General features: G+C 62.2%; 21 protein-coding genes and 2 pseudogenes. 12 read left to right on the forward strand and 11 right to left on the reverse strand.

The window, feature by feature from the left end:
- Positions 1–214: 214 nt before the first annotated feature.
- Complete coding sequence (locus AB0J29_RS07845; RefSeq protein ID WP_364781012.1) at positions 215–409, reverse strand: transposase family protein; 195 nt, start codon at positions 407–409, stop codon at positions 215–217.
- A 331-nt stretch (positions 410–740) separates the two neighbouring features.
- Between AB0J29_RS07845 and AB0J29_RS07850 the strand changes: the two genes are divergently transcribed.
- The 5 genes from AB0J29_RS07850 to AB0J29_RS07870 all read left to right on the forward strand — a co-directional run bounded on the left by AB0J29_RS07850 (position 741) and on the right by AB0J29_RS07870 (position 7,335).
- Positions 741–1,583 carry a hypothetical protein gene (locus tag AB0J29_RS07850; RefSeq protein ID WP_364781015.1) on the forward strand — a complete coding sequence of 281 codons (843 nt, stop codon included), beginning with the start codon at positions 741–743 and terminating at the stop codon, positions 1,581–1,583.
- Positions 1,584–1,587: 4 nt separating this feature from the next.
- A complete protein-coding gene (locus AB0J29_RS07855; protein ID WP_364781018.1) occupies positions 1,588–2,886 on the forward strand; it encodes a ParB N-terminal domain-containing protein in 1,299 nt (432 codons plus the stop codon).
- A gap of 4 nt (positions 2,887–2,890) precedes the next feature.
- Positions 2,891–4,774 carry a DEAD/DEAH box helicase gene (locus AB0J29_RS07860; protein ID WP_364781021.1) on the forward strand — a complete coding sequence of 628 codons (1,884 nt, stop codon included), beginning with the start codon at positions 2,891–2,893 and terminating at the stop codon, positions 4,772–4,774.
- A 139-nt stretch (positions 4,775–4,913) separates the two neighbouring features.
- Positions 4,914–5,717, forward strand: a complete 804-nt coding sequence (locus tag AB0J29_RS07865; protein WP_364781024.1) for a DUF3883 domain-containing protein — start codon at positions 4,914–4,916, stop codon at positions 5,715–5,717.
- A 73-nt stretch (positions 5,718–5,790) separates the two neighbouring features.
- On the forward strand, positions 5,791–7,335 hold the full coding sequence (locus AB0J29_RS07870; RefSeq protein WP_364781027.1) for a PIN-like domain-containing protein: 1,545 nt from the start codon (positions 5,791–5,793) through the stop codon (positions 7,333–7,335).
- Between the two features lie 756 nt (positions 7,336–8,091).
- Here the strand turns inward: AB0J29_RS07870 and AB0J29_RS07875 are convergent.
- The 5 genes and pseudogenes from AB0J29_RS07875 to AB0J29_RS07895 all read right to left on the reverse strand — a co-directional run bounded on the left by AB0J29_RS07875 (position 8,092) and on the right by AB0J29_RS07895 (position 11,857).
- Entirely contained in the window at positions 8,092–8,316 is a 225-nt protein-coding gene (locus AB0J29_RS07875; RefSeq protein ID WP_364781030.1) for a hypothetical protein, read from the reverse strand.
- A 1,464-nt stretch (positions 8,317–9,780) separates the two neighbouring features.
- Complete coding sequence (locus AB0J29_RS07880) at positions 9,781–10,695, reverse strand: serine hydrolase (RefSeq protein WP_364781033.1); 915 nt, start codon at positions 10,693–10,695, stop codon at positions 9,781–9,783.
- A 114-nt stretch (positions 10,696–10,809) separates the two neighbouring features.
- Positions 10,810–10,911, reverse strand: a pseudogene (locus AB0J29_RS07885) (aldo/keto reductase); the annotation flags it as partial.
- Positions 10,912–11,282: 371 nt separating this feature from the next.
- Positions 11,283–11,588 (reverse strand): hypothetical protein, encoded by a 306-nt coding sequence (locus AB0J29_RS07890; RefSeq protein ID WP_364781036.1) that lies wholly within the window; start codon positions 11,586–11,588, stop codon positions 11,283–11,285.
- A gap of 32 nt (positions 11,589–11,620) precedes the next feature.
- The gene (locus AB0J29_RS07895; RefSeq protein WP_364781039.1) at positions 11,621–11,857 is read right to left on the reverse strand and encodes a DUF6400 family protein; all 237 of its coding nucleotides are present in this window, start codon (positions 11,855–11,857) and stop codon (positions 11,621–11,623) included.
- Between the two features lie 241 nt (positions 11,858–12,098).
- On the opposite strand from AB0J29_RS07895, the gene AB0J29_RS07900 reads away from it, so the two are divergent.
- Together AB0J29_RS07900 and AB0J29_RS07905 are read left to right on the forward strand one after the other, a co-directional pair.
- Entirely contained in the window at positions 12,099–12,263 is a 165-nt protein-coding gene (locus tag AB0J29_RS07900; protein ID WP_364781042.1) for a hypothetical protein, read from the forward strand.
- Positions 12,264–12,297: 34 nt separating this feature from the next.
- A pseudogene (locus tag AB0J29_RS07905) lies at positions 12,298–12,453 on the forward strand (integrase core domain-containing protein); the annotation flags it as partial.
- A gap of 156 nt (positions 12,454–12,609) precedes the next feature.
- On the opposite strand, the gene AB0J29_RS07910 reads toward AB0J29_RS07905, so the two are convergent.
- Positions 12,610–13,584, reverse strand: coding sequence for a sugar-binding domain-containing protein (locus AB0J29_RS07910; protein ID WP_364781045.1), 975 nt, complete (start codon positions 13,582–13,584; stop codon positions 12,610–12,612).
- Positions 13,585–13,778: 194 nt separating this feature from the next.
- On the opposite strand from AB0J29_RS07910, the gene AB0J29_RS07915 reads away from it, so the two are divergent.
- From AB0J29_RS07915 to AB0J29_RS07930, 4 genes are all read left to right on the forward strand, one after another.
- A complete protein-coding gene (locus AB0J29_RS07915; protein ID WP_364781048.1) occupies positions 13,779–14,840 on the forward strand; it encodes an alcohol dehydrogenase catalytic domain-containing protein in 1,062 nt (353 codons plus the stop codon).
- A 96-nt stretch (positions 14,841–14,936) separates the two neighbouring features.
- The gene (locus AB0J29_RS07920; protein ID WP_364781051.1) at positions 14,937–16,031 is read left to right on the forward strand and encodes a sugar ABC transporter substrate-binding protein; all 1,095 of its coding nucleotides are present in this window, start codon (positions 14,937–14,939) and stop codon (positions 16,029–16,031) included.
- Between the two features lie 28 nt (positions 16,032–16,059).
- Positions 16,060–16,881, forward strand: a complete 822-nt coding sequence (locus AB0J29_RS07925) for an ATP-binding cassette domain-containing protein (protein ID WP_364781054.1) — start codon at positions 16,060–16,062, stop codon at positions 16,879–16,881.
- Positions 16,878–18,149: a sugar ABC transporter permease gene (locus AB0J29_RS07930; RefSeq protein ID WP_364781057.1), complete on the forward strand. Its 1,272-nt coding sequence runs from the start codon at positions 16,878–16,880 to the stop codon at positions 18,147–18,149. The genes AB0J29_RS07925 and AB0J29_RS07930 overlap by 4 nt, the downstream gene beginning before the upstream one ends.
- 85 nt (positions 18,150–18,234) lie before the next feature.
- Here the strand turns inward: AB0J29_RS07930 and AB0J29_RS07935 are convergent, their stop codons facing one another.
- The 4 genes from AB0J29_RS07935 to AB0J29_RS07950 form a co-directional block, all read right to left on the reverse strand.
- Complete coding sequence (locus AB0J29_RS07935) at positions 18,235–19,740, reverse strand: FGGY-family carbohydrate kinase (protein WP_364781060.1); 1,506 nt, start codon at positions 19,738–19,740, stop codon at positions 18,235–18,237.
- A gap of 192 nt (positions 19,741–19,932) precedes the next feature.
- The gene (locus tag AB0J29_RS07940) at positions 19,933–21,315 is read right to left on the reverse strand and encodes an MFS transporter (RefSeq protein WP_364781216.1); all 1,383 of its coding nucleotides are present in this window, start codon (positions 21,313–21,315) and stop codon (positions 19,933–19,935) included.
- Positions 21,316–21,460: 145 nt separating this feature from the next.
- Positions 21,461–22,309: a hypothetical protein gene (locus AB0J29_RS07945; RefSeq protein ID WP_364781063.1), complete on the reverse strand. Its 849-nt coding sequence runs from the start codon at positions 22,307–22,309 to the stop codon at positions 21,461–21,463.
- Positions 22,310–22,738: 429 nt separating this feature from the next.
- Positions 22,739–23,875, reverse strand: coding sequence for a 3-oxoacyl-ACP synthase (locus AB0J29_RS07950; RefSeq protein ID WP_364781066.1), 1,137 nt, complete (start codon positions 23,873–23,875; stop codon positions 22,739–22,741).
- Between the two features lie 524 nt (positions 23,876–24,399).
- Here AB0J29_RS07950 and AB0J29_RS07955 point away from each other — a divergent pair.
- A complete protein-coding gene (locus tag AB0J29_RS07955; protein ID WP_364781069.1) occupies positions 24,400–25,914 on the forward strand; it encodes a long-chain fatty acid--CoA ligase in 1,515 nt (504 codons plus the stop codon).
- Positions 25,915–25,930 lie beyond the last annotated feature (16 nt).

Below are 25,930 nucleotides of genomic sequence, written 5' to 3' on the forward strand. Positions count from 1 at the left end.
TCTACACCCAGCACTTTTACCGCGCCGACCGGTGGATCTGGTACTCCACGGACCAGTCGCAGCAGCGCGTCCCGGCTGGCCGACAATCCGAGCCGCTGCGCCAAGCGTGCTTCGGCTCGGCCGGCCAGGGCCAATCCGATCGTGGTCAGCTTGTTGATCCGACGCGACCGCTTGGTTCCATGGCGTGCCCGGCGCGATGTAGGCGATCCCTACCTTAGTCACCGCAGAACCGTTGCAGCGCTTGGGAAATCATCTCCGTACTGTTGACGAGCCGCAGCATCTTCGGCGCACCGCGGACGTCGAACACCCGCTCGAGTTCGGCCACGAGGCGCTTGGCAGTGATCGAGCGTTCCACCAGATGCAGCAACGATTCGCGGGTGTGCTCGTCGACCATCGACGCGATCTTCACCGCTCGCCCGTCCGTGGTGGAGTCGAACTGGAAACCCTACGCCCACACCACTCTCGGCGCAGCCGCCTCGATTAGCGGCACCGACGGCAGTTCCCAGGAGGGTGGGCAGGCGGGGCTGGTAGTTGCAGTGCGCGCTTGTCGATACCTCTGTGGTCGAATACGGTTCGATATGTGCGGGGTAGCGGACATCCAATCCGCGAAGGTCAATGTCGGTGCATAGGGGTAGGTTGTGATGGCAAAGTTTGTTGCGGCCATGGTTCCGACTTGGGTTGCTAACCTGCACAACCGAAGTCGGTGCTGAGTGCCGCCATCGGGAGACAAGGGTGGATGAGTGGACGCTGAGTTGGCCGCACCATGTCAGCATGCGGGCGCACCGCCGGCAGGGGTTGTCGACAGTGTCACCAAACTCATCCAGGGTCTAGCGGACGATCAGGCCGTACTCAATAAGTACGGCCTGACGCAGGACGAGTATCGCGTGGCGTTGCCTGCTGCGATCGAGCAGCTCCGCGGCCGCCAGAGCGCAAGTGTGTCGGAACGAAAGGCGTTCTTGTTCGACCTTTTACAGGCGTTGGCCGACGGAGGGCACGTCGAGCGCGTTGAGCGACCAAAGTATGGCTCGGACACTGTGTATCGACTTACCGTCGCTGGCTTCGGCGACGTTGCTATCATCCAGAAGGGATGCCCCGACGGCGCCCACAGCAGCGTCCGATGGAAGGCGCCGGACTGGGCGCGCGAAACGTACCTGTGGTGGTTGTGCGACAGCATGCGCTACCAGCCTGGCGAGCACATCGATAAGGGCGTCAAACGGCTCCTCGGCGAGTTCTTCGGTCCTCGTCCCGACACACTGTCGGGAGTCATCTTCCACAACCACCTTTGCGGAACAAAGCAACGCCCCTGCCCCAAGAGCGTATTCACGCTTCGCGTTGGAACTCAGGATGTTCCGCCCCCGTGCGTTTACGTCATGCCAGATCGAGACGACGACGCCTCAGCCTGGAACTGGAACGGCGAGGTGACACGAATCTTTCCCTCCATACTCCTGCAAGCATTCGGCATTGCTCCCGCGCAGGTAAGCCAGTTCACCGGGCACGTCGGATTTCAGCGACGCCATGGCGCGGTGCGAACCACCATCACATCGCGGTTTGGGTCCGGCCGCGCCACCACCTTCAGGAGCTGACGCCATGCTGCATACTCTCGACCCAGACCGCACAGCATTCCTGAAGGCACGCACCAAGACCAACACCGTGCGGGTGCCAGCGTGGCCGAGGAGCGACAAGGACCTGCCACAGGCCGAACTTGAGACCACCTGGGTCAAGTTCTCGGTCTCCAATCACCGCACCCGCGCTGAGCAGGAACGCGAAAAGCGTGCTGTCGGTCGCGAAGACCTGTTCACCACTGACCCGATGGGGCCCGATGCGCAGGCAGCTCAGTACCGGATCCTGTGCGGCCAATCAGGATTCGATGAGCTGAAGAGGGACATCAAGGCGCGCGGTCAGCAAGACCCGGCGATCGTCACCGCAGATGGCATCCTGATCAACGGCAACCGACGCACTGCCGCCTTACGCTCGCTCTGGATCGAGGGAGAACTCTCGGCGAAGTACGTCAGCTGCTTGGTGCTTCCTCGGGACGCCACGACAGACGAACTTGTGGACCTGGAGGCAGAGCTGCAGGTTGCCAACAGCTTGAAAGAGAACTACTCCTGGGTGAACGAGGCCATACTCATAGAGGAGCTCTATGACCGGGCCGACAAAAATTGGGACCACGTAGCGAACCGAATGCACCGCACAGTCGCGGACGTACGCGGTATGTACGACAAGCTTCAGCAACTGCATCAGCTTGTGGAATTGTCTGGGGGCACGCGATTGCACCTGGACTTTGTTGAGAACGAGTCGGTCTTCGACGAACTTGCCAAACACATCAAAAACAAGCCGCAGAAAGAGGCCGACTCTGTTCGAGCCGTGTACTTCCTCGGCGCGCTGACCGGCACGCCGTATCGAAAGCTCCGTCACTTGAGGCGGTCGGACGCAGCGGCGCTCGTCCGAAATGAGATCGTCGACGACGCAGCGATGAGGCCGATTCTCGATGCGGCCGAAGCATCTGCGTCGATGACATCCGATGACCTGCTTGATGACCTTCTCGGCAACAGCGAGCAGATCTCGCCTCTGCATGACCTCCTCGCATTCGTCGCGCAGAAGCGACCAGAGGCAAGCGTCGCGCTAGACAACGGTGACCGCGTCCAGGTACAGGAGGTGCTGACAAGCATCGGAACCTCCATCTCGGCTGCGGCGGAAGAAGCCAAAGAGGAAGAGCGTGACCATTCCGCGCTACAAGCTCCGCTTACCCGCGCCGACAAGGCCATCGCAGAGTTAGAGCGTGTGGTGGCCACGCTTGCTAAAGCCCGTGCATTCGCAGAATGGGACGAAAGCGCTCTCGTTGAACGAGTCGCCCGGCTCGATGAACTCATCTCTAAAATTCGGTGACACCGTGATTTTTGCCGAGTTCGAGCAGGATGGACGTCCGGTTGTCGCTTTGGAAAAGAGAGCGGACACGAAATTCGGCGCGTGGGCGCGCCTGCAGGAAGCGCTATCGAGAGGAATCGTAGGCGGAACTGCGAGCACATCACAGATCCGCGCCGATGTGTTCTTCGCAGAACTGAAAGTGCTTCAAGAGGTGCGCCTGCTATTCAGCGAGACCTTCGACTTCGGTCCCGTGCTTACTGCGCAACTTCGTACCCTGTCACGTGATCGCCGCGACCGCGAAACCGCCATGGCTAGGCCGATCAACCTCCCCGACTCCGATCTGCAAGCCGAACTCGAACGCGCTGGGTTCAGGCGGCAACTGATGTCCTTCCAACTGGAGAACCTCGCGTCCGTGCTTCGAATGCCGCACGGGGCGGACTTTTCAGTGCCCGGTGCAGGAAAAACTACGGTCGCCCTGGCCAACTACACCCTGAACAGAGCGCGGGGCTCCGTTCAGCGGCTGCTGGTGATCGGGCCGATCGCGTCGTTCCAAGCATGGAAGGAGGACTCGGCAGCCTGTATCAACCCCGTACCAAGCGTTGTAGTCCATGCAGGCAGCGGATCGCTGATCCCTGATGACACCGACATCTTACTGACGAACTACAACAGGGTCGCTGCTGACTACGACCGAATCCGACATTACGTGGCGACCAAGCCCACCCAAGTGGTCCTCGATGAAGCTCATCGGATCAAACGCGGGGAGCAGGGCGTTCACGGCCGAGCAGTGCTCGACCTGGCATACGCGGCGCGCCGCCGTGACGTTCTTACAGGTACCCCGGCACCGCAAGGCGCTTTCGACCTCATCGCGCCGGTCAGATTCCTTTATCCGGGGCAAGACCAGGAAATCCTTCCGGAACTAGTCTATAACGAAAAGGCGAGCAGAGACGACGACGTAGTCAGAGCAGCCAGCGCTGCCATCGCCAAGTACTTCGTGCGGACACCGAAGACGAAACTTGGCCTACCTCCTACAGTGTTTGATGTTGTTGTAGAGCCGATGATGCCAATTCAGCAGGCGATCTACGACTCACTTCTCGGCCAATATCGGGGACAATTTAGGCTCGACACGCAAGATAGACGTAAGTTCGACCGCCTTGGGCGGATCGCCATGTACCTGCTGGAAGCTGCGACGAACCCGATGCTGCTGACAGCAGGGTCGGACGAAGATGACCAAGAAGGCTTCGAGCACCCGCCCTTGGAGATCAAGGGCAATGAAGCGGTCGCCGACCTATTGCTCCGCTATCGGGAACTCGAAGTACCCTGGAAATACGACCAAGTGGCTGCGATCGTCGATGCTGCTGCTCGTAAGGGGGAGAAGGTCATTGTCTGGTCGTCGTTTGTTCGCAATCTGAAGCTACTTGCTGCACGCCTGCAATCGCACCAGCCAGCGCTGGTCCACGGCGGAGTTCCATACTCTGACACGGCAAAACCTGGCGAAGTGACACGTGATATCGAGTTCGACCGGTTCCGCAACGATCCGAATTGCCATGTCCTGCTTGCCAACCCCGCGGCGTGCGGTGAGGGCGTCAGTCTGCATCACTGGTGCCACCATGCGGTCTATCTCGATAGAACCTTCAACGCTGGGCATTTCCTGCAAAGCCAGGACCGCATCCACCGGCTCGGTCTGGCAGATCACACCATCACCAGGTTCACTCTGCTGCTCAGTCACGGAACCATCGACGAGCTGGTCGACGGGCGCCTCCGCGAAAAGGTACGCGCTCTGGCGAAGTTGATGGCGGACCCCGGCCTTGTGAAAGTAGCTCTACCCGAACCGGATACGGGTGCCCGTGAGCGGCCAGGGACTGACGACGACATCGCCGCGGTTTTGTCCATGTTGCAGACAGGACGATGAATTGCTGCCCAGACACGGTGCCGCATACAGCGCATTGCTACTGACCCATGTTGCTGGATTGACCCCGAGGCTCACGGTCGATGACTGGGTGCGCACGGCACGCAACACCCACGGTTCGCATCTGGCGTCAACTGTCGATATGGAGACCTACGCTAACTATCTCATCGACTGCGGATTGGCACGTCTAGACAGTCACGTACAGATCTCACCGCGATTGGTCGCAGCGGCACACATTCCCGATGGACGCGCGATGGTTCACATCGCGCAGGTGTTGCTTGGCGCTCGCCCGCCGTTCTGGCTGTATATGGCGGTGAGCGGAGACCGCGTAGAGCGCGAATTCATCCCCACCGAGGATCTCAAAGCTTTGCAGTGGCTGGAACCGCAGCTCGATCAGGTCCTGATCAGGGCTTGGGCTGACACCAAGCCACAGCATGCCGACCGCGCTGCAAAAGCGATCGGAGACGCCGCTGAGCTTCTCCTGATGGCCGCCTTGGCTTACGAGGGTCGGCAACCTATTCATCTCGCCAAACTCAGCGACGCCTATGGCTACGACATCGAAGTCCCGGGTCGCGACGTCGACTGTATAGAAGCCAAGGCGGCTAGTCTTGCCACATCAAACTCCTTTCACATCACCCGAAATGAATTCGAAACATCCCTGAGCCGCGGAAGCCGCTGGCGACTCGTGCAACTCGTTTTTCAGAACAACGCATTCTCGGTCGACACGATAGGAACGACTCATGTCAGCACGATCCGAGAGCTGTCGCACGAGACGTTGCAGTGGTTCGTGCCGCCAGATACGGCCCACTTCAAATGGGAAAAGTCTGCGCTTATCTCGGTTCCTGAAACGGCATGGAATGAATCCGAAATTGTCCTCGACCCGGACTTCTACGTGCCCGGACTAGTGTCCGGCAAAGAGTGGGACAGGGCACCTGTGGCATCCTGATGAATACTCTCGTACGCTGTCGATAAGGATCTATTTGATCCATAGGCTCCTGGTCATCAGATTGGGCATCGAAATGAAGACAATACTCAATGAGTGGTATGGACCCAGTTCTGACGAACTCGCGGAGTTCTACAAGAACGGCACGATCGCTCTGGACGCGAACGTCCTCCTGTCGCTGTACCGAGTGAACGGCGCTCAGCGTAATCAGATTCTCGAGGTGCTAGGTAAGATCGCTGACCGGCTCTGGATTCCTTATCAGGTCGCCTATGAATATCAGCGGAACCGGCTCAGTGTTGCGTGGAGCGTAAACGCCGACTTCGATGCAATCGAAACGATGCCGGAAGCTGTGATGCAGAGTGTAATTGAGTCGGCTCGCGCATCTCTGGGTGAGTACTCTTCAAAAGCTGGAAAGCGAGTACGGGATCGCGAGATCCGGAACACTATACAGCGGCAGTTCGAGGACGCGCAGAGCGACCTGATCGCTCTGGCAGAGAAGCATCAGTCGAAAATGAAGGATGAATTCAAGTCTATTCGCTCCACTCACACGATCGGGTTCGATGATGTCAAGAACAACGACCCCGTCCGTGACGCTCTGGACAGCTTGATTGACGAGTCAAACACGGGTCGTCCGCCGTCGGCTGAGGTCGAATCCGCGCGTCGAGCAGACGCCAAAACCCGCATCGAAAACGAAGTGCCGCCAGGCTATATGGATGTCAAGAACAAACCGGACCCGTCGGGCGACTGTTTGATCTGGTTCGAGCTTATTGAGCATGCAAAAACGACCAAGAGGCGAATACTATTCGTCACCGATGACGTGAAGGAAGACTTCTATATCAAAGTTCACGGGCGGACGATAGGTCCACGATCAGAGATGATTGCCGAGATGGCAAAAGAGGCCGGGCAGCCCTACCATCAAACTACGTTGGACGGATTTCTTCGGTCAGCCAATGCATTCTTGGATGCTGAAGTCACAGAAGAGACCATCTCTACCGTCCGGTCGGCTCGAGAGTACACCAATCGGGTAGAAATATCGAATGCTGTTTTGGCAGATGCTATGGAGTCGCCGATATCATACGCGCCTACCGATCTTACTTCGGTCGAGTACGATGTCTTCCTTGCCCTCATTCGGGACATCGAATCTAGGGCAGAAGGAAATAGCGACGCATCGATGGGCGTGCCTGCTCTCGGTCTGCTTGGGTCTGCAACCGCTGCAGCGGAATCCAGAGGCGACGTCGAAACGCTCGAGAGAGTACTCGAACTTCATACCCGACTCGGTGCTAGTTCGTCCGCCATTATCAACACTCAGGTGTCGATCGCCCGCGTTCTTCTGCGGGAAAAGCGCCCCGTCGACGCGAGCATCTATCTCGAAGGTGCATATGCGAATGCACGTCGAACGCAAAGTATGCGCAGGTTCGATCTTGGTAGACAACTAGCTGAGGCATTGATCCAGTCAGGCAGACTTGAGGCTGGCCGCCGGGTGCTGACAGATGTGCTCGTCGAGATCGACTCGGCTGCTGACGGGAAAGGAAGTCTTATAACCGGTGAACGTCGGAGATCCGGTGAGCTGTATCGGAACATCTTCGGAAAGGAATTCCCAACGAGTGGTCATTCTGGTTGAACCACCACTTCCGGCTCGGTCGAGGTAACGACCTCCACTGAGCCAACTCTCTTTCCACGCTACGTGCCGCCGTCAACCCACACCGCAATCGATCCTCTGCCTATCGGGTGTCGTGGCGTCCGCTATCGCTCAGCCTATTGACCAGGCGAATCGTGCAGCGCCAAAACAGGGTTCGAATCCCGTCATCCGCTCCACGAAAACACCAGGAAACAAACTAACGGCCTGACCAGTTACGTTCAGTCCGGACGCGGGTGACTATTCAGACCCCACCTGTCCCATTGCACGGGATCGGCGCGGATCGAGCCAACCGGCCACCGCTTTCCAATCGGCGGTGGTCATTCGCGCAGCGGAATATATCTCCGACGCGAGACAGTGCATGTGTAGGCGGCGGCGCCGATCCATTTCCGATAGCAGCGCTGTACCGCATCGTGAGCAGAATCTATTCGTAGTCGCGTAGTCATCTTTGTGCATTGTTCTTCCCAGTAGAGGATCGGAACCGATTGGGCAGCCATGCCGCACGAGATCGACTTGGCCAGCGCGAGGCGACCTTGATCGGGCGCGCTCGGCATCCGAATACGCTGTCGCGCGTCGGCTGTGCGGTGCTCGTCGAGCTCTCGGGTTGCATGTGCGACACGGCGACCCCGGTGCACACCGCCCTGACACCCCACCGGTTAAAGGACTGCTCGAGCTCGTAGTGGCCTCGACCGCTCACTCGCGCGGTTCGATTCGGCGCTCTGACTCGAAGCGGACCGTATTTCAGACGGTCACACTTGCCCGCAGCCGGTCGATTCTTTCCCACCAGTGGTTGTGCAGTGTTCGCCAGTCCTCGGCGGCGGTGCGGGTCCACTTCATTTCCAGCTCCACCGCAGCCAAAGCGGGTTTCTCCCGCTCGACTTCGTTCTCCGCGTGTGCGGCGCGGTCGACCAGTTCGGTCCAGCGATTGAAATCCTGATGTAGTGCTTCTTCGACCTTCTTGTGCATGGCCAGCTCCTTTGGTGACTGTCAGTGATCTTGTTCTCGGAATCTGTGCTTCTAGATCGTGTGCTCGGCTCGCCAGAGGTTGAGTCGCCTGTCGCCGGTGTTCGCTGCGGGCAATGACTCGTTGGCAACCTCGTCACCTCCTGCTTCGCGCGAGTGAAACCGGTGCGGTCCATCGGCAGGTGCGGGCACGGGTATCGCGGCCGTGGTGCGGGTGACGGTGATGTATTCGCGATGCGGACGGCGGTGGTGGGATGAATGTCGACGGTAAGACATTGGCGATCGGTTTCTCGAACGAGGAGGATTCGGGTCCGGCAGCGTGATCGGTCAGTACGCGCCGGGAGTGAGAGCCGCTGAGGCTCGCCGATGCAGCAGTTCTGGTGTTGTGTGGAGGGGAAGCCCGCAGACTGCGCGTCCGTTACGGACTCCTGCTCGCTGATCTCGCGGGTAGCTTGCCGGACCGGCGTCGTTTCAACCGAGCGTCCGCAGGGCCTACCAGCTTCCGCAATCACATGTTTGATTTCAACTCGGTCACAGTTTACGCACTATCAGTTAACAATGCCTAGGGTTCGAGTGGAAGATATTCCAGAAAATCGCAGGTGCGCGAGTATTTCGTCGCATATGCAGGAATGTTGCCGAAGATATGTGACTAATATCACATTTAATCCCTATTGACAATCTATTGACGTGCCGGAAGCGTCGGCGAATCGACCGGGCTGCTGTTCCAGTTGCGTCGGAGACTGCTTCGGCGGCAACCTCGGTCGGCTTCGAACCGCGCAATGCAGTCCACCGTGGGCAGACCAGCCTTGCGAAGTGATCTGCCGTTCCTCATGTAGACGATAGATATCAACAACTGGTAGATCAAACCCCTGGTCGACGCACGCTCATCGGCATCAGCGAGTGCTGAGGAAAGGCTCCCGGTCCCGCGCAGAGGCGCAACCGACTGCCCACGGGGGCCCGACGATATATAGGACCATCGCGCCAGAACACCCCCGAAGACGCCGTCGATGGCGCAGGTTCGGTAGCAGCCTGGCCACGGTCACCATGCGGCCGGCGATCGTGGAGGGTTTGAATCGGCGGACTTCGCGCATCCATTCGACGCAGCGTTCGATCTCGGGTCGTGTGATCGTCAACGGGATCAGCTGGCGCTCGGTACACCACACGAAATACCGGCGCAGATCCGAACTGCGGTGCTCCCGTGACGTTCCGGCATACCGAGCTGGACAGGCGGCAGAGGCCAGCCGCAGTACGAGGTCGTCACCAGCGAAGGCGACATCGATATCGGTCGAGGTACCCATGCCCACGACGACCGCGATCGGCGAGCTGTTCGCCACCCGATCGCGGCATGTCTGCCCAGATGCGCAGGCTGTAGCCAGGTTGGCGAGCGGGTGACGGACACGGTTGTCTTCTGGCCGCGAATCGTCCTGGTGCCCACCGGGATCCGCGGGCAGCCTGCCGCGTTCGGCGCTAACCGATTCGCAGCGCGCTCAGGATCGGGTCGTAGGCCCAGTTCAACATGCGCTCGGCGTCGTCTTTCGCGGCGATGCCGCTGTCGGGTGAGCTATTCAGGACCACACCGATCAGCGGTATTCCTGCCCTGACCGACTCGAACAGCAGGCAGGTTCCCGCAGCGTCGGTGGATCCGGTTTTGATGCCGATGGTGCCGGGATAGTCGCGCAGCAGCCTGTTCGTGGTCTGCCAGAGGTGATCGCGGTTGTCCGGGCCGGCGGGCAGGTGATAGCTGTGGGACCCGGCGATCTCGCGGAACGTTGGCAGGCTCATCGCGCGCAGGCCGAGGGCCACCAGGTCCGCCGGTGTGGAGTACGTGGAGTAGTCGGTGGGGGCGGGCAGTCCGCTGGGATCGGTGAAATGTGTTCCCGCCAGGCCCATTTGATGCGCGGTGTCGTTCATTTTGGCGATGAAGCCGTCTTGGCCGGGCCCGTAGGCCTCGGCAAGGGTGTAGGCGGCGTCGCAGCCGGACGGCAGCATCATCGCGTAGAGGAGCTGTCGCGCGGTGAGCACCTCGCCGGGGACCAAGCCTGCGTTGCTTCCGCCGTATGTGGTGTTGTAGGCGATGCTTTCTTGCGGCACGGTAATGGTCCGTTCGAGGTCGCCGGCGTTGATCACGACCAGTGCCGTCATCACCTTCGCGATGCTGGCTATCGGGACCGGAGTGTTCGGCTCTCGCGACCACAGCACCGTGCCGGTGATTCCGTCTGCCAGCGCTGCTCCCGAAGCCTGCACTGCGCTCGGCTCAGGAGTCAGCCAGGGCAACTGGATATGGGCTTCGCTCGCGGCGGGAGCGGCCGCGACGCCCTGACCTGCTACCACGATCAGCGCCCCGAAGACGGCAGTCTGCAACAATCGGGCAAATGTCCGCATGGGCCACATTCTGCCGTGCGACCCTGTCAATCAGTGGGATTTCATCGACCGAACTACCGCGCGGCTCCGTGGCAGCATGCAATCGGCTAATTCGGGATGCGGGGAGCCCGACGCTTCGAGATCGATATCGCTGAGTCTGATCGCGCCGATCTTTTCCTGCTCGCGCAGTGCGACAAGTTCGGCGAGTTGGCTGTCGAGGTCCACACTTTGGTCTCCTATGTAGCGGCGATGGTCTGTGGACCTCAGCAGCGCTGCGCTGCACCGAAATCGGCGTGCTTGTCGATGTCGCAGACAAGATCTGCCGCTGAGCGCCGGTGAGCCGCGCCCGCCGACCACTCTCGCTGGCCGGTTCGTCAGCGCGATATTCGGCATGACCGGATGTCCGACCTGTTGGCGTTTGCCTCTCGTTCGTTTGCCCGAGCTCGTCGCACCAGTCCGAGGGTCAGTACTGATTCTTGATGACGAAGTAGGAGCCGCGAATGGTTCCTGCCAGCTTCGACTTCTGCCTCGCGAACTTGAACGAGCCGAGTTCCGTGGGGATTTCCATCCCTTCGGAGAGTTTGAACCCGACCGCCCGCTTGTCAAGGCTACATCACATTGATCGACAGACCGTTCTCGTAGAAGACGTATGCGAAGCGAATGTTCTCCACCTGGAAGGCCGTAGCCTCGAGCGGGCGGGATGAGACGACGATGCCACGTTCATCCTCGAGTATCCGGCCCACCCAGTCGATGGTCGACTGGGCGTTGTTCGCAGGCTCCACCGTGAAGACGTGGCCGTACTTGTTCTTGAAGTATCGGGCCTCGTTCGCTCGCAGACCAGCTAGCGCCGCCGCGACCGGCGACGATTTCAGGCCGACGGTCGATACGGTGTTGAAGTCCACTGTGTAGGACATGGCGAACTCCTCAGCGCGTGTGTGCGGTCATATCAGTCGGCAATACGTTGCGCCCGATCCGGAAGGATCCCGGCCTGGACGAGTTCCTCGTAGATCCGCTGCTGCTCATCGTCGAGATTCGAGTAAAGCATGTCGTACGCCAGTTCTTCCTCGGTGAGCGCCGCGACCGGATCCCAGTCGTCACCGAGCGCCGCGACGACGGCGCTGCGCCGTCGTATCTCATCCAGCGTGAGGTCGTAAGCAAAATCGTGGTCGGTCATTGTGGGCATCTCCAACCAGGTTCTTTCCAAAAACGAATTGAGACGATGCCCAACCACGCTTTCTCGGGCAATGATCTACATCACGTTCCATGGTTGGACTTCGTCACATTTGCTGCCCGTGCGCGGACCGGACCGCGGAGTAAATGCGTCCATATAATCGCCGCGACACACTTCCCGCAATCGGCAACCAAGTGGCCGGTCGCGTCGGATTCTTCCTCCGCGTCGATGATTTCGATGAGACCTCCGCAGAATGAGCTCTGCGGGAGTGGAATTCGTGACCAAGCCCCGTCGCGAGCCTTATGGACTAGTCGCCGTCTTCCTCGACATCTCCGGCAACCAGTGGGACTTCTCGGTCCATCGGAGCCGTCCACGGCATGACCCGAACTCGGGTCCGGTTCGTCCGCGCATCGGCTAGAAGAGGATGGGCACGGGGTGGCCCACCGATAGTGCTGCGCCCGGACAACGGTCCGGAGATGATTTCACATGCGCTGCAACAGTTTTGCGTCGATCGGGTCGGGATCGTGTACATCCCGCCCGGCGCACCCTGGAACAACGGCCATATCGAATCGTTCAACCGGCGCCTGCGCAGTGAGTGCCTCAATCGCAACCACTGGACGGAAACAAATTTCAAGATAATTCACGCGTTCACCCTGGCAGCGACCTGGTGACGCCTGTCAGGACATGGTTGCGGCGCCGGGGCGAAGCTGACGCGGCGCGCCACCTCCGCCTCGGCGACCACCTGGGTGAGTCGTGTCGGTCAGCTATCTGACCGCAGCCGCTCTGAGGAGACCCTCCGCCGTCGGGCTGTCGGTCACGAGAGTGTTCAGGTAGCCCGCGCGAGCCGCCACGAGGATGGAATCCACCTTGTCTTCGCCGACGGCCACGCCGATTGTGTGCGGAATGCGCGGAAGGTCCTGGAGCTGGATGGCGATGAGCCGCTCGAATCCGCTGGACTCGATCGGCGCTCCGTCGGGTCCGTAGGGCCGGGCGCAGATGTCGCCGACGGCGTGCTCGAGTGTTGCCTCCCGCGCCGAGATGACGCTCGGCAGTGACGAGCGGTGCAGCGGTGGAGCGCCGATCCCGAGCAGTGCGGCGCGCGCCGACCGCCACAGTTGCTGGACCCGTTGGATCTGTGGGTCGCTCATCAACGCCTCGTGCAGGGTCGGGGTCGGCATGGCAGGGGCGTAGAGCATGACGGGGACTCCGCCGACCCGCAGCGCCAGCGCCCGCGTGATCTCGTTCGACTGGTAGTGCGCCTCTGGCTCTTCGATACCGCCGACTGTCGGGCACAGGACGACGCCGGGCAGCGGCGGGAGATTCTGACGTGCGACTGCGAATACCGTTGCGCCGGTTGATACCAGAAGCGCGTCTCCGGGGCGCAGCTGTGATTCGGTGAGCGCGTCGGCGACGCGGGGAGCGAGCAGCGTTCCCAATTCGACGCCGGGAGACTCCGGCGCCACGTATGCCGCAGTGAGTCCAAGCGCCTGGCGGAGATCATGCTCGAGGTCGGTCAGCGCCCGTTTCTCCGGGTTACGGACTGTGACCTGGACGATGCCGGTCTCGCGCGCCTCGGCGAGGAGACGACTCACGGTCGCACGGCTGGTGCCGATCTGGTGTGCGATCTCGGCCTGAGTCGCGTTGTCCAGGTAGTACAGCCGCGCCGCCTGGTACACCAGCCCGGAAGGAAACCGGCGGCGGGCGACGGCATCGATACCCCCGGCTGCTCGGTCTCTCATCTACATCCTCCTCCCGTGCGAATCAATGTGCAGATGTTCAGAGTATTCGATCGGGTCTGAACATTTGTGCTGTACATTTGTTCACGGATGTCTATAGTGACACAGAACACGCCTCCCTCGGGAGCGGCAGGCAGAAGGAGTCCTTCGTGACTGATCCACAACGCACGCGGTCAGCCGTTTGCGCTGGTGACACGATGCAGGCAGTTGTGTGTCACGGTCCCGCTGATTACCGGCTGGAGCAGCTATCGGTGCCGTCGCGGAAACCCGGAGAGGCACTCATCCGCGTCGAGGCCGTCGGCATTTGTGCCAGCGACCTGAAGTGCTACCACGGCGCGTCGAAGTTCTGGGGTGACGAAAACCGGCCGGCGTGGGCGGAGACCGAGGTTGTACCGGGGCATGAGATCACCGGGCGGATCGTCGAGCTCGACGATGCCGCTCGCGAGCGTTGGGGCGTCGAGGTCGGCGATCGCGTCGTCGTCGAGCAGATCGTCCCGTGCTGGAACTGCCGCTACTGTGCCGAGGGCAACTACCACATGTGCCAGGTGCACGACATCTACGGCTTCAAGCGCGCAACCCACGGTGGCATGCAGGAGTACATGGTCATCACGCCGGGTTCTCTGGTCCACCGGATCAGCGCTGATATTCCCCCGGCGCACGCGGCCTTCGCGGAGCCGCTGTCTTGCGCACTCCACGCCGTCGAACGGGCCGACATCACGTTCTCCGATGTGGTTGTCGTCGCCGGGTGCGGTCCCATCGGCCTCGGCATGATCGCGGGTGCGGCGGCGAAGTCTCCGGCCCAGGTCATCGCGCTGGACATGGAGCCGCGCAAACTGGAGCTCGCGGTGCGCGCCGGGGCCACGATGACGATAGACATCAGCAAGCACGATGCCGTTGCTCGCGTCCGAGAACTTACCGGTGGTTATGGCGCCGACGTCTACCTCGAGGCGACCGGGCACCCGTCGGCTGTGATCCAGGGCCTCAACCTGCTGCGCAAGCTCGGTCGCTTCATCGAATACAGCGTCTTCAAGGATGCGGTGACCGTCGATTGGACGATCATCAGCGACGACAAGGAACTCGACGTGCGCGGCGCCCATCTGGGACCGAACTGCTGGCCTGCTGCGATCCGGCTCATCGAGGGTGGCAAGCTCCCGCTCGACGACATCTGCACCCACCAGCTGCCGCTCGCGGAGTTTGCGCGCGGACTCGACCTCGTCGCGTCGGGCAAGGAGTCGATCAAGGTTTCACTCATTCCCTGATCGGCTCAGGCCGACGGAATCGATCCGCTCGCGACCGGCCGAACCATGCTCGCCCTCCGCCACCCGGACACCACATCAGATCGGAAAGACATCGTCATGAACGTTAAGACCACCCGGGCCGCCATTGTCCTCGCCCTTGCCCTCACCATGCCGCTCGCGGCGTGCAGCTCGGGTAAGAATGCCAACACCACTACCGGCGGCATCGATGGCGCGAAGATCGCTTTCCTCATGCCGGACCAGGCATCGACCCGATATGAGCAGCACGATGCGCCGGGCTTCAAGGATGCGCTCAGCAAGTTGTGCCCGAGCTGTACGGCGCTCTACAACAACGCCAACGCTGACGCGTCGAAGCAGCAGCAGCAGTTCGACGCCGCCATCTCGCAGGGTGTCAAGGCCATCGTGATCGATCCGGTCGACTCCACGGCCGCGGCCTCGATGGTGTCACGTGCTCAGGCCAGGGGAATCAAGGTCATCGCCTACGATCGGCCCATCCCGGACGCGAAGGTCGATTACTACGTGTCCTTCGATAACGAGGCCATCGGCAAGGCGATCGGCGAGTCGCTCGTCAAGCATATGAAGGACACCGGCGTCCCGACTGACAAGGGCATCCTGGAGGTCAACGGCTCACCGACGGACGCGGCAGCAGGTCTGATCAAGAAGGGCATCCACGAAGGCATCGCCAACGGCGGGTACGCGACGCTCGCCGAGTACGACACCCCGGACTGGGAGCCGACCGCCGCTCAGCAATGGGTCGCGGGCCAGGTCTCCCGGTTCGGGACGCAGATCGGCGGGATTGTCGCGGCCAACGATGGGACGGCCGGCGGTGCCATTGCCGCGTTGAAGGCCGCGAACGTCAAGCCGCTCCCGCCGGTCACTGGTAACGACGCGACCAACGCAGGGCTCCAGCTCGTGATCTCGGGTGACCAGTACAACACGATCTCCAAGCCGAGTGAGATAGTTGCTTCCGCGGCAGCTCGAGTCGTCGTCGATCTCGTCGAGGGCAAGCCGGTCACGGCTGTCGGTGGCGGCAACCTGACAACCGTCTTCGGGGCCCCGACCATGCTGTTCGTGCCGAAGGTCGTCACACGGGACAACCTGAAGGCCGACATTGTCGACGCCAAGATCAACACCGCAGCGGAGCTGTGCACCGGTGCCTATGCCACCGGATGCACGGCACTGGGAATCTCCTGAAACGGCCCTCGATCGAGAACGTGTTCCTATGACAGCCACGGCAACATCGTCCACGCCGGTGCTCAGCCTTCGCGGTATCGGCAAGACTTTCGGCGCGGTCTCCGCGCTGACCGACATCGACATGGAAGTCCACGCCGGCGAGGTGGTCGCTCTCGTCGGCGATAACGGGGCCGGTAAGTCCACGCTGGTCAAGGTCCTGTCCGGTGTCCATCAGCCCGACTCCGGTGAGCTCTTCTTCGGCGGGAAGCCCGTCAGAATTCCCTCGCCGAATGCGGCACTCGAACTCGGCATCGCTACCGTTTTCCAGGATCTCGCGCTCTGCGAGAACCTCGACGTCGTCGCCAACCTGTTCCTCGGTCGCGAGCTGGGTATGGCGCGGCTCAGCGAGGTCGAGATGGAGACCCGATCCTGGGAACTCCTCGGGGAGCTATCGGCTCGGATCCCGAGCGTTCGCGTCCCCATCGCGTCGCTGTCGGGTGGTCAGCGCCAAACCGTCGCTATCGCCCGGTCGCTGCTGGTCAACCCCCGGCTCATCATGCTCGACGAACCGACTGCCGCCCTGGGAGTGGCGCAAACCGCGGAAGTCCTCAACCTGATCGAACGGGTGCGCGCCAAGGGGCTCGGCGTCATCATGATCAGTCACAACATGGAGGACGTCCGGGCGGTCGCGGACAAGATCGTGGTGCTCCGGCTCGGCCGCAACAACGGAACCTTCGGTCCGGATGTGAGCAACCACGAACTGGTCGCGGCAATCACGGGCGCCACGGACAACGTCGTCGCTCGTCGATCGGCCCGGCGAGCGGTCGAGGCCAACGCGGCTGTTCCGAACACCGCAGAGGAGCTGTCATGAGTCAGACGGAAACGTCCACGAAGTCGGAGGCGGCCGAGCGCACTGCACTCGACCGCCAGGACAGCCGAGTAACCGTCGGTGTGGGCGGCGTCGGCGGGATGATCACCGGATTCGGTCGCCGCGTGCGCTCCGGTGATCTGGGACCGCTCCCTGTCCTCGTCGGTCTGGTCGGCATCGCCGTGGTTTTCCAGACCCTGAACCCGGTCTTCCTCACCTCGACGAACCTGGTCAACCTGCTGTACGACAGTGCCGCCGTCGGAATGATCTCCCTGGGCATCGTGATGGTCCTGATTCTCGGAGAGATCGACCTGTCGGTGGGTTCCTTGAGTGGTCTCTCGGCGGCGTTCCTCGGGGTCCTGTGGGTGAACCAGGGCTGGCCCATGCCGGTGGCCGTCCTGGCGGCTCTGCTCAGCGGTGCGCTCATCGGGCTGCTCTATTCACTGGTCTATACCCGATTCGGTATGCCGAGCTTCGTTGTGACGCTGGCCGGTCTGCTCGCCTTCCTCGGGCTTCAGCTTCAGCTGCTCGGCAGCCACGGGTCGATCAACCTCCCGTACGGTTCGCCGTTGGTGACCTTCGGCCAGCAGCAGTTCCTCCCACCCGTTGTGGCTTATGTGATGTGCGTCGTCGCTGCGGTCGGCGTGCTCGTCGCGGATCTGGCCAACATCCGAGAACGGGCACGGGCCAATCTATCCCGGCCGTCCGTGCGAGCCCGGCTGATCAAGAGCGGTGCGCTCCTGGTCGTGCTCCTCGCCGCCACCTGGTATCTCAACCAGGACAACGGAGTGCCGTGGATGTTCATGGTCTTCGTCATCGCGGTCGTGGCGGCGAACTATGCCCTGACCCGGACCCGCTGGGGCAGGCACATGTTCGCGGTCGGCGGCAGCGTCGAGGCCGCGCGCCGGGCCGGTATCAACGTCAACCGGGTCTATACGTCTGCGTTCGTCCTCACCGGCACCCTCGCGGCGCTCGGCGGTATTTTCATGGCCGCCCGGCTGGCCTCGGCCAGCCAGAGCGCTGGAACCGGCGACGTCAATCTCAATGCCATCGCCGCAGCCGTCATCGGTGGTACCAGCCTGTTCGGTGGTCGAGGATCAGCGTATTCAGCCCTGCTGGGGATCCTCGTGATCCAGTCCATCTCGAATGGATTGACCTTGCTGAACTTGTCGTCGGCCCCGCGGTTCATGATCACCGGTGGTGTCCTTGCGCTGGCGGTGCTCATCGATTCATTGGCGCGCCGATCCCGCGTCTCGCACGGACAAGCCTGATCCGCGCGAGCATCCAACATCCTCCGGACAGGTAAGTAGGGCCAATTCCGGCCCTACTTGCCTGTCGCGTCCGGCATGTGCGGAGTCACTCGGCGAAGGGGGACTCCTGGATGGCGGACAGCGTGTGCACGAGCGGCTTCGTCGCTCCGTACAGCCCGTCGTAGACGCCGAACAGATCGTCGTAAAGCGCCCGGGTGCGTGGGTTCGGTTCGATGAGCTGACCGACGGTCGCCCAGTCGGTCTCCGGTGGAACCAGGCCGGTTCCGATCGCCGCGAGCAGCGCGTCGCCGTAGCTCGCGCCCACGGTTTGGCTCGGTACCACCTGGGGCCGGCCGACGACATCGCTCACGATCTGAGTCCACAAGCCACCCTGCGTTCCGCCGCCGACGGCCACGAGCCGGTCGATCGGGGTCTGCTCGCTGTCGAGAAACTCGATGATCTGCCGGATGCCGTAGGCGATGCCCTCGTATACAGCACGGAAGAGGTGGCCCCGCCCGTGCCGAAGACTGAGTCCGGCGACGACGCCACGCGCTCTCGGGTCGAAGATCGGCGTTCGCTCACCAGCGAAGTACGGCAGCAGTACCAGGCCGTCGGATCCAGGCGGCACAGCCGCCGCCTCGGCGATGAGCTGTTCGAACGGCACATCCCCGGTCAACTGCTGAACCCATGACGTGAGCGACCCCGACGTCGACATTCCCGCGGCGAGCGTGAACTGCCCCGGCTCGATGCCAGCGGTTGTCCACAGCAGCGGGTGGGTTTGCAGCGAGGGAAGAACCTGGACGAAGAACATTGTCGAGCCGTACATCAGCATCAGGTCCCCGGGTCGCCGTACCCCGGCGCTGAATGCCTCACTCCACGCGTCGACGGTACCCGCGCAGACGGGCGTCCCAGCGGGCAGACCCGTCTCCTGCGCGGCCGCTGACGTTATCGCACCCACAACCTCATGTGGCCAAACGACCTGCGGCATCTCGAGATGCCCGGCGATATCGCCGATCCAGTCCTGCGCCCAATCCTGCCCGCGCAGGTCGTACAACGGGTCACTCTGGCTCGCCGTATGGTGGTCGAGCACGTAGGCCCCGGTCAGTTTCGCGACGGCATACGAGCTGGAGTTGTACCACCGGGTGGCCAGTCGCCACACGTCCGGCTCGTTCCGCGCCACCCACAGCATTTTCGGTCCCACAGCTTGCGTCGACAGAGCCTTACCGCAACGCTCCAGCACATGGTCGGCACCGAGTCGGTCCGTGAGTTCGGTTATCTCCGCCGTAGCCCGCATGTCGATTCCGTAGAGAATCGCCGGCCGGACCGGGCGCAAATCCTGGTCACACAGCAGCAGGCACGGACCGACGCCACTGACGCACATGCCGGCTAGCCGACGTCCTGCGATATGGGGAGCGAGTTCCCGGCATACCTCGACCAGATCACCCCACCAGATGGTCTCGGCATCCACCTCTGCCCAACCAGGCCGAGGAAGGCTCATGCCGTGCTTTCGGACCGCCGTCGCGAGGATCCTGCCGTCGCTGGTTGTCAGCACCCCCTTGGTGCTACCCGTACCCATGTCGACGCCAAGCAGCAGATCCGTCAACCCAGTCACCAGCACTTTCACATCAGCCCCGCGCGTTCGCATCAGCCTAAACCGAAAATTATGTGCTGGTGGGGCCACATCACAGTTCGCTGCCGAAACCGGCACGGTGCGAACGACCTTCGGCCGGAGTGTGTGCCTGCGCACAGTGTTGCCGATCGGGCCGTTCGCCCCTCGAACCCTGTGTTCGATCGGCCTGATCGCTCAGGCTGCGGTTGCGATGTCGACCTGACGCCGCGTTCGGGTCGGCCAGCGCGGGTGTTCGGAATCGATGACGTAGGTGTGGGTGTGCTGATAGAAGCGGTCGTCCACACGTACGGCGTCGGTCAGGCGGGAGGGGTCGATGGTGCCGGCCTCATGCAGGTGAGTCAACTGCTCGGGGTCGTGCCGCGGCCACATTCGCAGTGCTACCGCGAGTCCCGCGCTCGCGAGTACTGCCAGCGTCGTCCAGGTGGCGGTGAAACCGGAGGCGGTGGTCAGCCAGCCTGTGATCGGATAGGTGATCAACCAGGCCAGGTGCGACAGCGAGAACTGGGCCGCGAAGAGGGCGGGTCGATCGGCGGGTCGCGAGGAGCGCCGCAGCACCTGTCCGGTCGGGGTCAGGATGGCTGCGGTGCCCGCGCCGATGAGGGCCCACACGGCGATCGCGGCACTCCACCGCCAGCCATCCGCCGCGTCGGCGAGTGACAGGGCGACCGCCGCGCCGAGACCGGTGAGCAGCGTCGCCGCGCCGACGAACATGACCGGTCGCGCGCCGACGCGATCGAGCACCCGGGGGAGAGCCAGGGCGACGAGCATGGTGCCGAATCCGTTGGCGGCCAGCAGCATTGCCACACCGGACTGGGTGCCGCCGAGGGTGTCGCGGACGTAGTTGACGGTATTGACCATGATCACCGATCCGGCGGCCGCGACCACCAGGTTCAGGCCGAGCAGGCCGCGCAGCCGCGGGGTCGCGGCGAAGATCCGCATACCCACCATGATCCGGTCCCGGAACGAATCCTCGACGGTGCCGGTGGCATTCGGCAGGCGGGTGGTGGCCACCAGGACTGCCGAGACGGCGAATCCGAGGGCGGTGCCGACGAACAGCCAGTGGAAGCTCATGACCGTCAATGCTGCGGCGGCGAGCATTGGGCTGAGCAGGGTTTCCATGGTGGCGGCCAGTTGCGCGGCCGACAGCGCTCGAGTGTATTCGCGTTCATCGGGCAGGATATCGGGGATGACTGCCTGATAGGTGGGAGTGTATGCGGCGGAGGCGGTTTGGAGGATGGCTATCAGCACGTAGATCTGCCAGATCTGGCCGATGAACGGCAGTGCCAGGACGATGCCGGCACGCGTGAGGTGCAGCGCCGTCAGGAGGATGTGGCGGGGAAAGCGGTCGGAGTAGGCGGCCACGATCGGTGCGACCGTGACGTAGACGAGCATCTTGATGGTCAGCGCGGTGCCGAGCACGGCGGCGGCATCGGTACCGGCGAGCTCGTAGGCGAGCAATCCCAGTGCGACGGTGGTCAATCCGGTGCCGAACAGGCCGGTCACCTGTGCGGTGAATAGTCGCAGATAGTCGCGGCTGCGGAACAGTGAGCTGAGCATGGGTGCGGAACGCATCGGAATCACTTCCTGGGGAACGGGTCAGGGTGGGTCGCGGGCGCTGGTACAGCAGCAATCGCACATCGTGTGCTCCTCATCCAGGTTGTTGAGCAGGCGGAAAACGCACCCGCTCAACGGGTTTCGATGCTCAGGCGGTGGGAAGGGTGAAGGCGGCGGTACGGACCACATCGCCGTGCTTGAAATCCAGAAACAGCCGGTAGGTCCCGGGACCGGGCACGGCGGTGTGGAAGGTGATGTCCGGACCCGGGGCGGTGATTCCGTCGCCGGGTTCGCCATTGGGGTGAACGTGGACGTAGGCGAGGTCGCCTGCCCGCAGGATCACCAAATGCCCATAGGCGGCCAGGTACGGCTGTAGGTCGGTGACCGCCTCGCCGTTCTTGCGCACCGTCAGCGTGAGCAGCCGGCCGTCGCCGGGCACGAGATCGCCGCCGAGGGTCACCTCGTAGTCGTCCACGATGGCCGTGCGCGCGGCTGCCGGAACGGGACGCGGCTCGTAGCCGCCGGCCAGGGCGAGGTCCGCGCCGAGGGTGATGGTCTTGCCGAGCGCGCGCGGGGCGATATCGGTGAACACTCGGTATGCACCCGCCTCCGGCAGATTCAGCTTCACCGTCCAGACGCCGTCGGCGGTGAGCGCGGGGTGCACGTGCCAGAACCCGGTGAGCTCACGCTGGACGACGATCAGGTGCAGTTCGCGGTCATGGATGGGGGCGTAGTCGGTGACCGGTGCGCCATCGGGTCCGAGGATGCGGAACCGGAACTCGATATCGCCCGGGGCGACGATCGGCTCCGCCAGTGCGAGGGTGTAACCGTCCTGGGTGATTTGCAGGCCACCCGGCAGTCCGCCGCCGTGCGCGGCGTGATCATCGTGTCCGGTGTGGTCGCCGTGTCCGGTGTGACCCGTGTGATCCGCATGCTGGGTGTGGGCGGCGTGATCTCCGTGTGCGCCATGTTGATTGGTGTGAGTGTGCGTGGTCATCGCTCCGGCCTTTCCGATCTTGCTTTGTTCGACATCATGAACTTAATACCCCCCAGGGGTATATGCAAGGTGTGCTTCTGTGACACGCCTCATGCAGGAAGGTCAGGATCGACAGTTGTTCGTGGACGACGTCAGGAACGTTGCGGCGGTGTTCGTAGATCACGCGTTGGATACCGAGGTACTGCTGGGCGCAGCGCAGCATGACCGTCCCGTCGCCCGGTGCGGGTGGTGACGGCGTCACCAGATGGCTGGTAGCTCGGTGTCTCGTAACGTACTGATAAGTTCTGAAAGGTCTGTTGCGGCCCGACATTTGGGTTGACTCAGCCTATTCGGCAAGCGAATCATGAAGCGCCGCAACTGGGTTCGAATCCCGTCATGTGCTCCACGAAAGCCCAGTTCAGACCGCTCAGCGGTTGGCGTGAGCTGTCGTCAGGGTGTCCAGCCGCCTTCCGGAATCGTCATTGTGAACGCGCCACAGCTGAAGCTCAGGCCGAACGCTACGACGATGCCTTGCCCTGGTCGCCGATATGTCGGCTCCGCCACCATCAGTGGGACCGAGCAGCCGAGGGTGTTGCCGTAGTCGCGCAGCACTCGGTAGGAGGAGGCGGCGATTTCGCTGTCGCGGTCGACACCGAATTGTGTGCACAGTGCGTCCAGGATGCGGACGCTGCCGGTGTGCATGAGGAGCGCCGACGCCTCGGCGGGGTCGGTCACCGCGCATGAGTCGTGTTCCAGCAACATTCGGACGGTTTCCTTGGCGTAATGCGAACCGCGCGGTGTGACATCAGCGCTGAGCGTGTACAGCCGTCGTCCATAGACCACCGGAATATCGGATCCGCCGTCCGGGACGGTGCCGAGTTCGGCATCTTCGGGACGCTCGTTCGTCAGGTTGGCCACTGGTCCGAATGAAGGCCCATCGCCGTCCGCGGCGAGCACCATCGCTACGGCCGCATCGGCGAAGAGAAAACCGTGTAATGCATCGACGGTACTTTGGCGTTCCGTCGCGCCCACTTCGGAAAAGTGCGAGTAGAAGTCCGGAAGTACGGGCGATAGTGGGGTGATCGCCTCGGTGAAACATACGAGAACACGCTTTTCTGGATTGCAGCTCAGGTACCACCGCGCGGTCTCGACGACTTTCGCCATCGCCGAGCAACCCATATATTCGATGCTCAGATTGGCGACAGTTCGGTCTATTTCAGGCATTCTCGCTATTACGTCGCATACCAGGCTCGGCAGGAGTCGACCCGGCGCGCTGGACACGCCGAGGACCAGCCCGATCGAATCCGGTGCCACATCGGCCTTGGCGAGACATTTGCGGGCCGCCGCGACAGCCAAATCGGCGGTGGCGATGTCCAGTTCCGGTTCGGCATTCGCAAAAAGCACGTCGGCATAGTTGGCCAGTACCGAGTGTCTCTTGTGTACACCGACATCGCTCAACATCGCCACGAGTTTGTCGGACAAATGTTTCCGGCCGGCATGGAGCAACTCTTCGGTCGTGTACTCCGGACGAGGCAGTTCGGCGGCAACAGCGATCAGGGTGGGATCGACTGTGTTGATTACGCTCAATGCCCGCGCTCCTCTTTCCTCATCGTGGCAACGGGCACGTGCATCCGGACCATCACGGAATTGCAGCGAAACCCGAGCTATCAGCATGACCGCAGGCATCCGGATTGGCAAGACGAAACGGGTGATAGCGACTTCGTATTGCAAATTGCGCATTTCCGGAGTGGGAATTGGTTCTCATGCATGGGCAGTCGAGTGGCGCGCATGTACAAGACGTGTCATCATGCGTGAACAGCGGTGTGCACGCCGAATCTCAGGTCTGCGACCAGAGTGACCCGAGCATTGATTAGGTTTTCGAAGAAGGTCGAACGTGGAACGCCTCTGTCGGCGCGAGCAAACTACTCGTAGCATGCGCTTATCTTTGTTGGTGAGTGACGAAATGGTCCAGCCGCGGTGTGCAGCTATTTCGCACGGGTTCGGCGACGAGGTGTCTGAACCGTCGCCGTGGAACGCGGAATTGCGTGGCAGCGCACCCGCTTCGCCCAGGATCGGGCAGGGTCCGACGGATCTTGGTATACGGAGGGGTCATGCCTGATCACGGGATCGGGAGCTGGCCCCGGCGCCGTGCCCGGATTTGTCCTGGCGCGGTGGCCTTCCGGCAGGGCAGTCGTACCTTGACCTACGCCGAGCTGGCCGACCGGGTCGATCGGCTGGCGCGAGTCTTGGCCTACCGGGGCGTACGTCCCGGCGATCGCATCGCTTACCTGGGACTCAATGACATCGCGGTGTTCGAGGTGTTCTTCGCAGTGTGTCGGCTCGGTGCGATCTTCGTTCCCCTGAACACCCGGCTGGCTCCTCCGGAGATCGGCGCTTTGCTCGATGACGCAAAGCCTTTCGCCCTTTTCCATGGTCCGGAACAGCACGAGCTGATCGAGCAGATAGCCGCGCAGGATCATGGTGTCGGCCTCATCGTATCGATCGATGACTGGATCCCGGACGACTCGTCACCGGCCGACGTCGGATACGACGTGCCGACCATCACTACCGATATCGGCCTCGACGACGACGCGGTCATCCTCTACACCAGCGGCACCACCGGCAGGCCCAAAGGGGCTGTGCTCAGCCACGGCAACCTGACCTTCAACACGATGAACCAGCTGGCCCACGTCGATGTCCTCAGCACCGATACCGCGCTGTGCATGTCGCCGCTGTTCCACGCGACCGGGCTCGGTCTGGTGACCCTGCCTACCCTGTTCAAGGGGGGATCGGTTGTGGTGCTGTCGAAATTCGACCCGGCCACGATCTTGGCGACATTCGCCGACGCGGGCGTCACGTCTTTCGCAGCAGTGCCGACCATGCTTCAGATGCTGTACGACCACCCGGATTTCGAGCACACCGACCTGAGTTCGCTGCGCTATGTCATCTACGGTGGTTCCGCGGTTGCCGAACGGGTCGCGGTGGGCTGGCAGCGACGTGGCGTGGACATCCTCCATGGTTACGGCATGACCGAGGCTGCACCGGGGGTATGTCTGGCGATCCCCGATGGCGCCGTCGAACGGCCGGTATCCGCGGGACCGCCGCATTTCTTCACCGATATCACGATCCGGAGCACATCGACTGACATGCCGCCGGGCACGGAAGGGGAATTGCTCGTTCGCGGCTTGAATGTGTCACGCGGCTACTGGAACCAGTCGGAAGATACGCCGATGAAACGCGACGGCGATTGGTTTCGTTCCGGGGATGTCGTGTGGATGGCGCAGGACGGTTGGATCTACATAGTCGATCGCATCAAAGACATGATTATTTCCGGCGGGGAGAACATCTATCCCTCCGAGGTCGAGGCGCGTATCAACGCTGTTCCCGGCGTCTCGGAGTGTGCGGTGATCGGGGTACCGGACGAGCGTTGGGGTGAGGTCGGGTTGGCGTACGTGGTGGCCGCTGAACCCGGCGCCGTCATGGAGCAGCAAATACGTGATGCGCTGCGCGGCGCACTCGCAGCGTACAAGATTCCCCAATACATACTGTTTGTCGACCAGCTGGCCAAGAATGCCACTGGAAAGGTTGTGAAGCAGAAGCTCCGGGAAATGGCGCCGCCGAGCTAGGGCTCGGTTCGCATAA

The organism is Nocardia sp. NPDC049707 (genome assembly GCF_040674855.1).
GTDB lineage: Bacteria > Actinomycetota > Actinomycetes > Mycobacteriales > Mycobacteriaceae > Nocardia.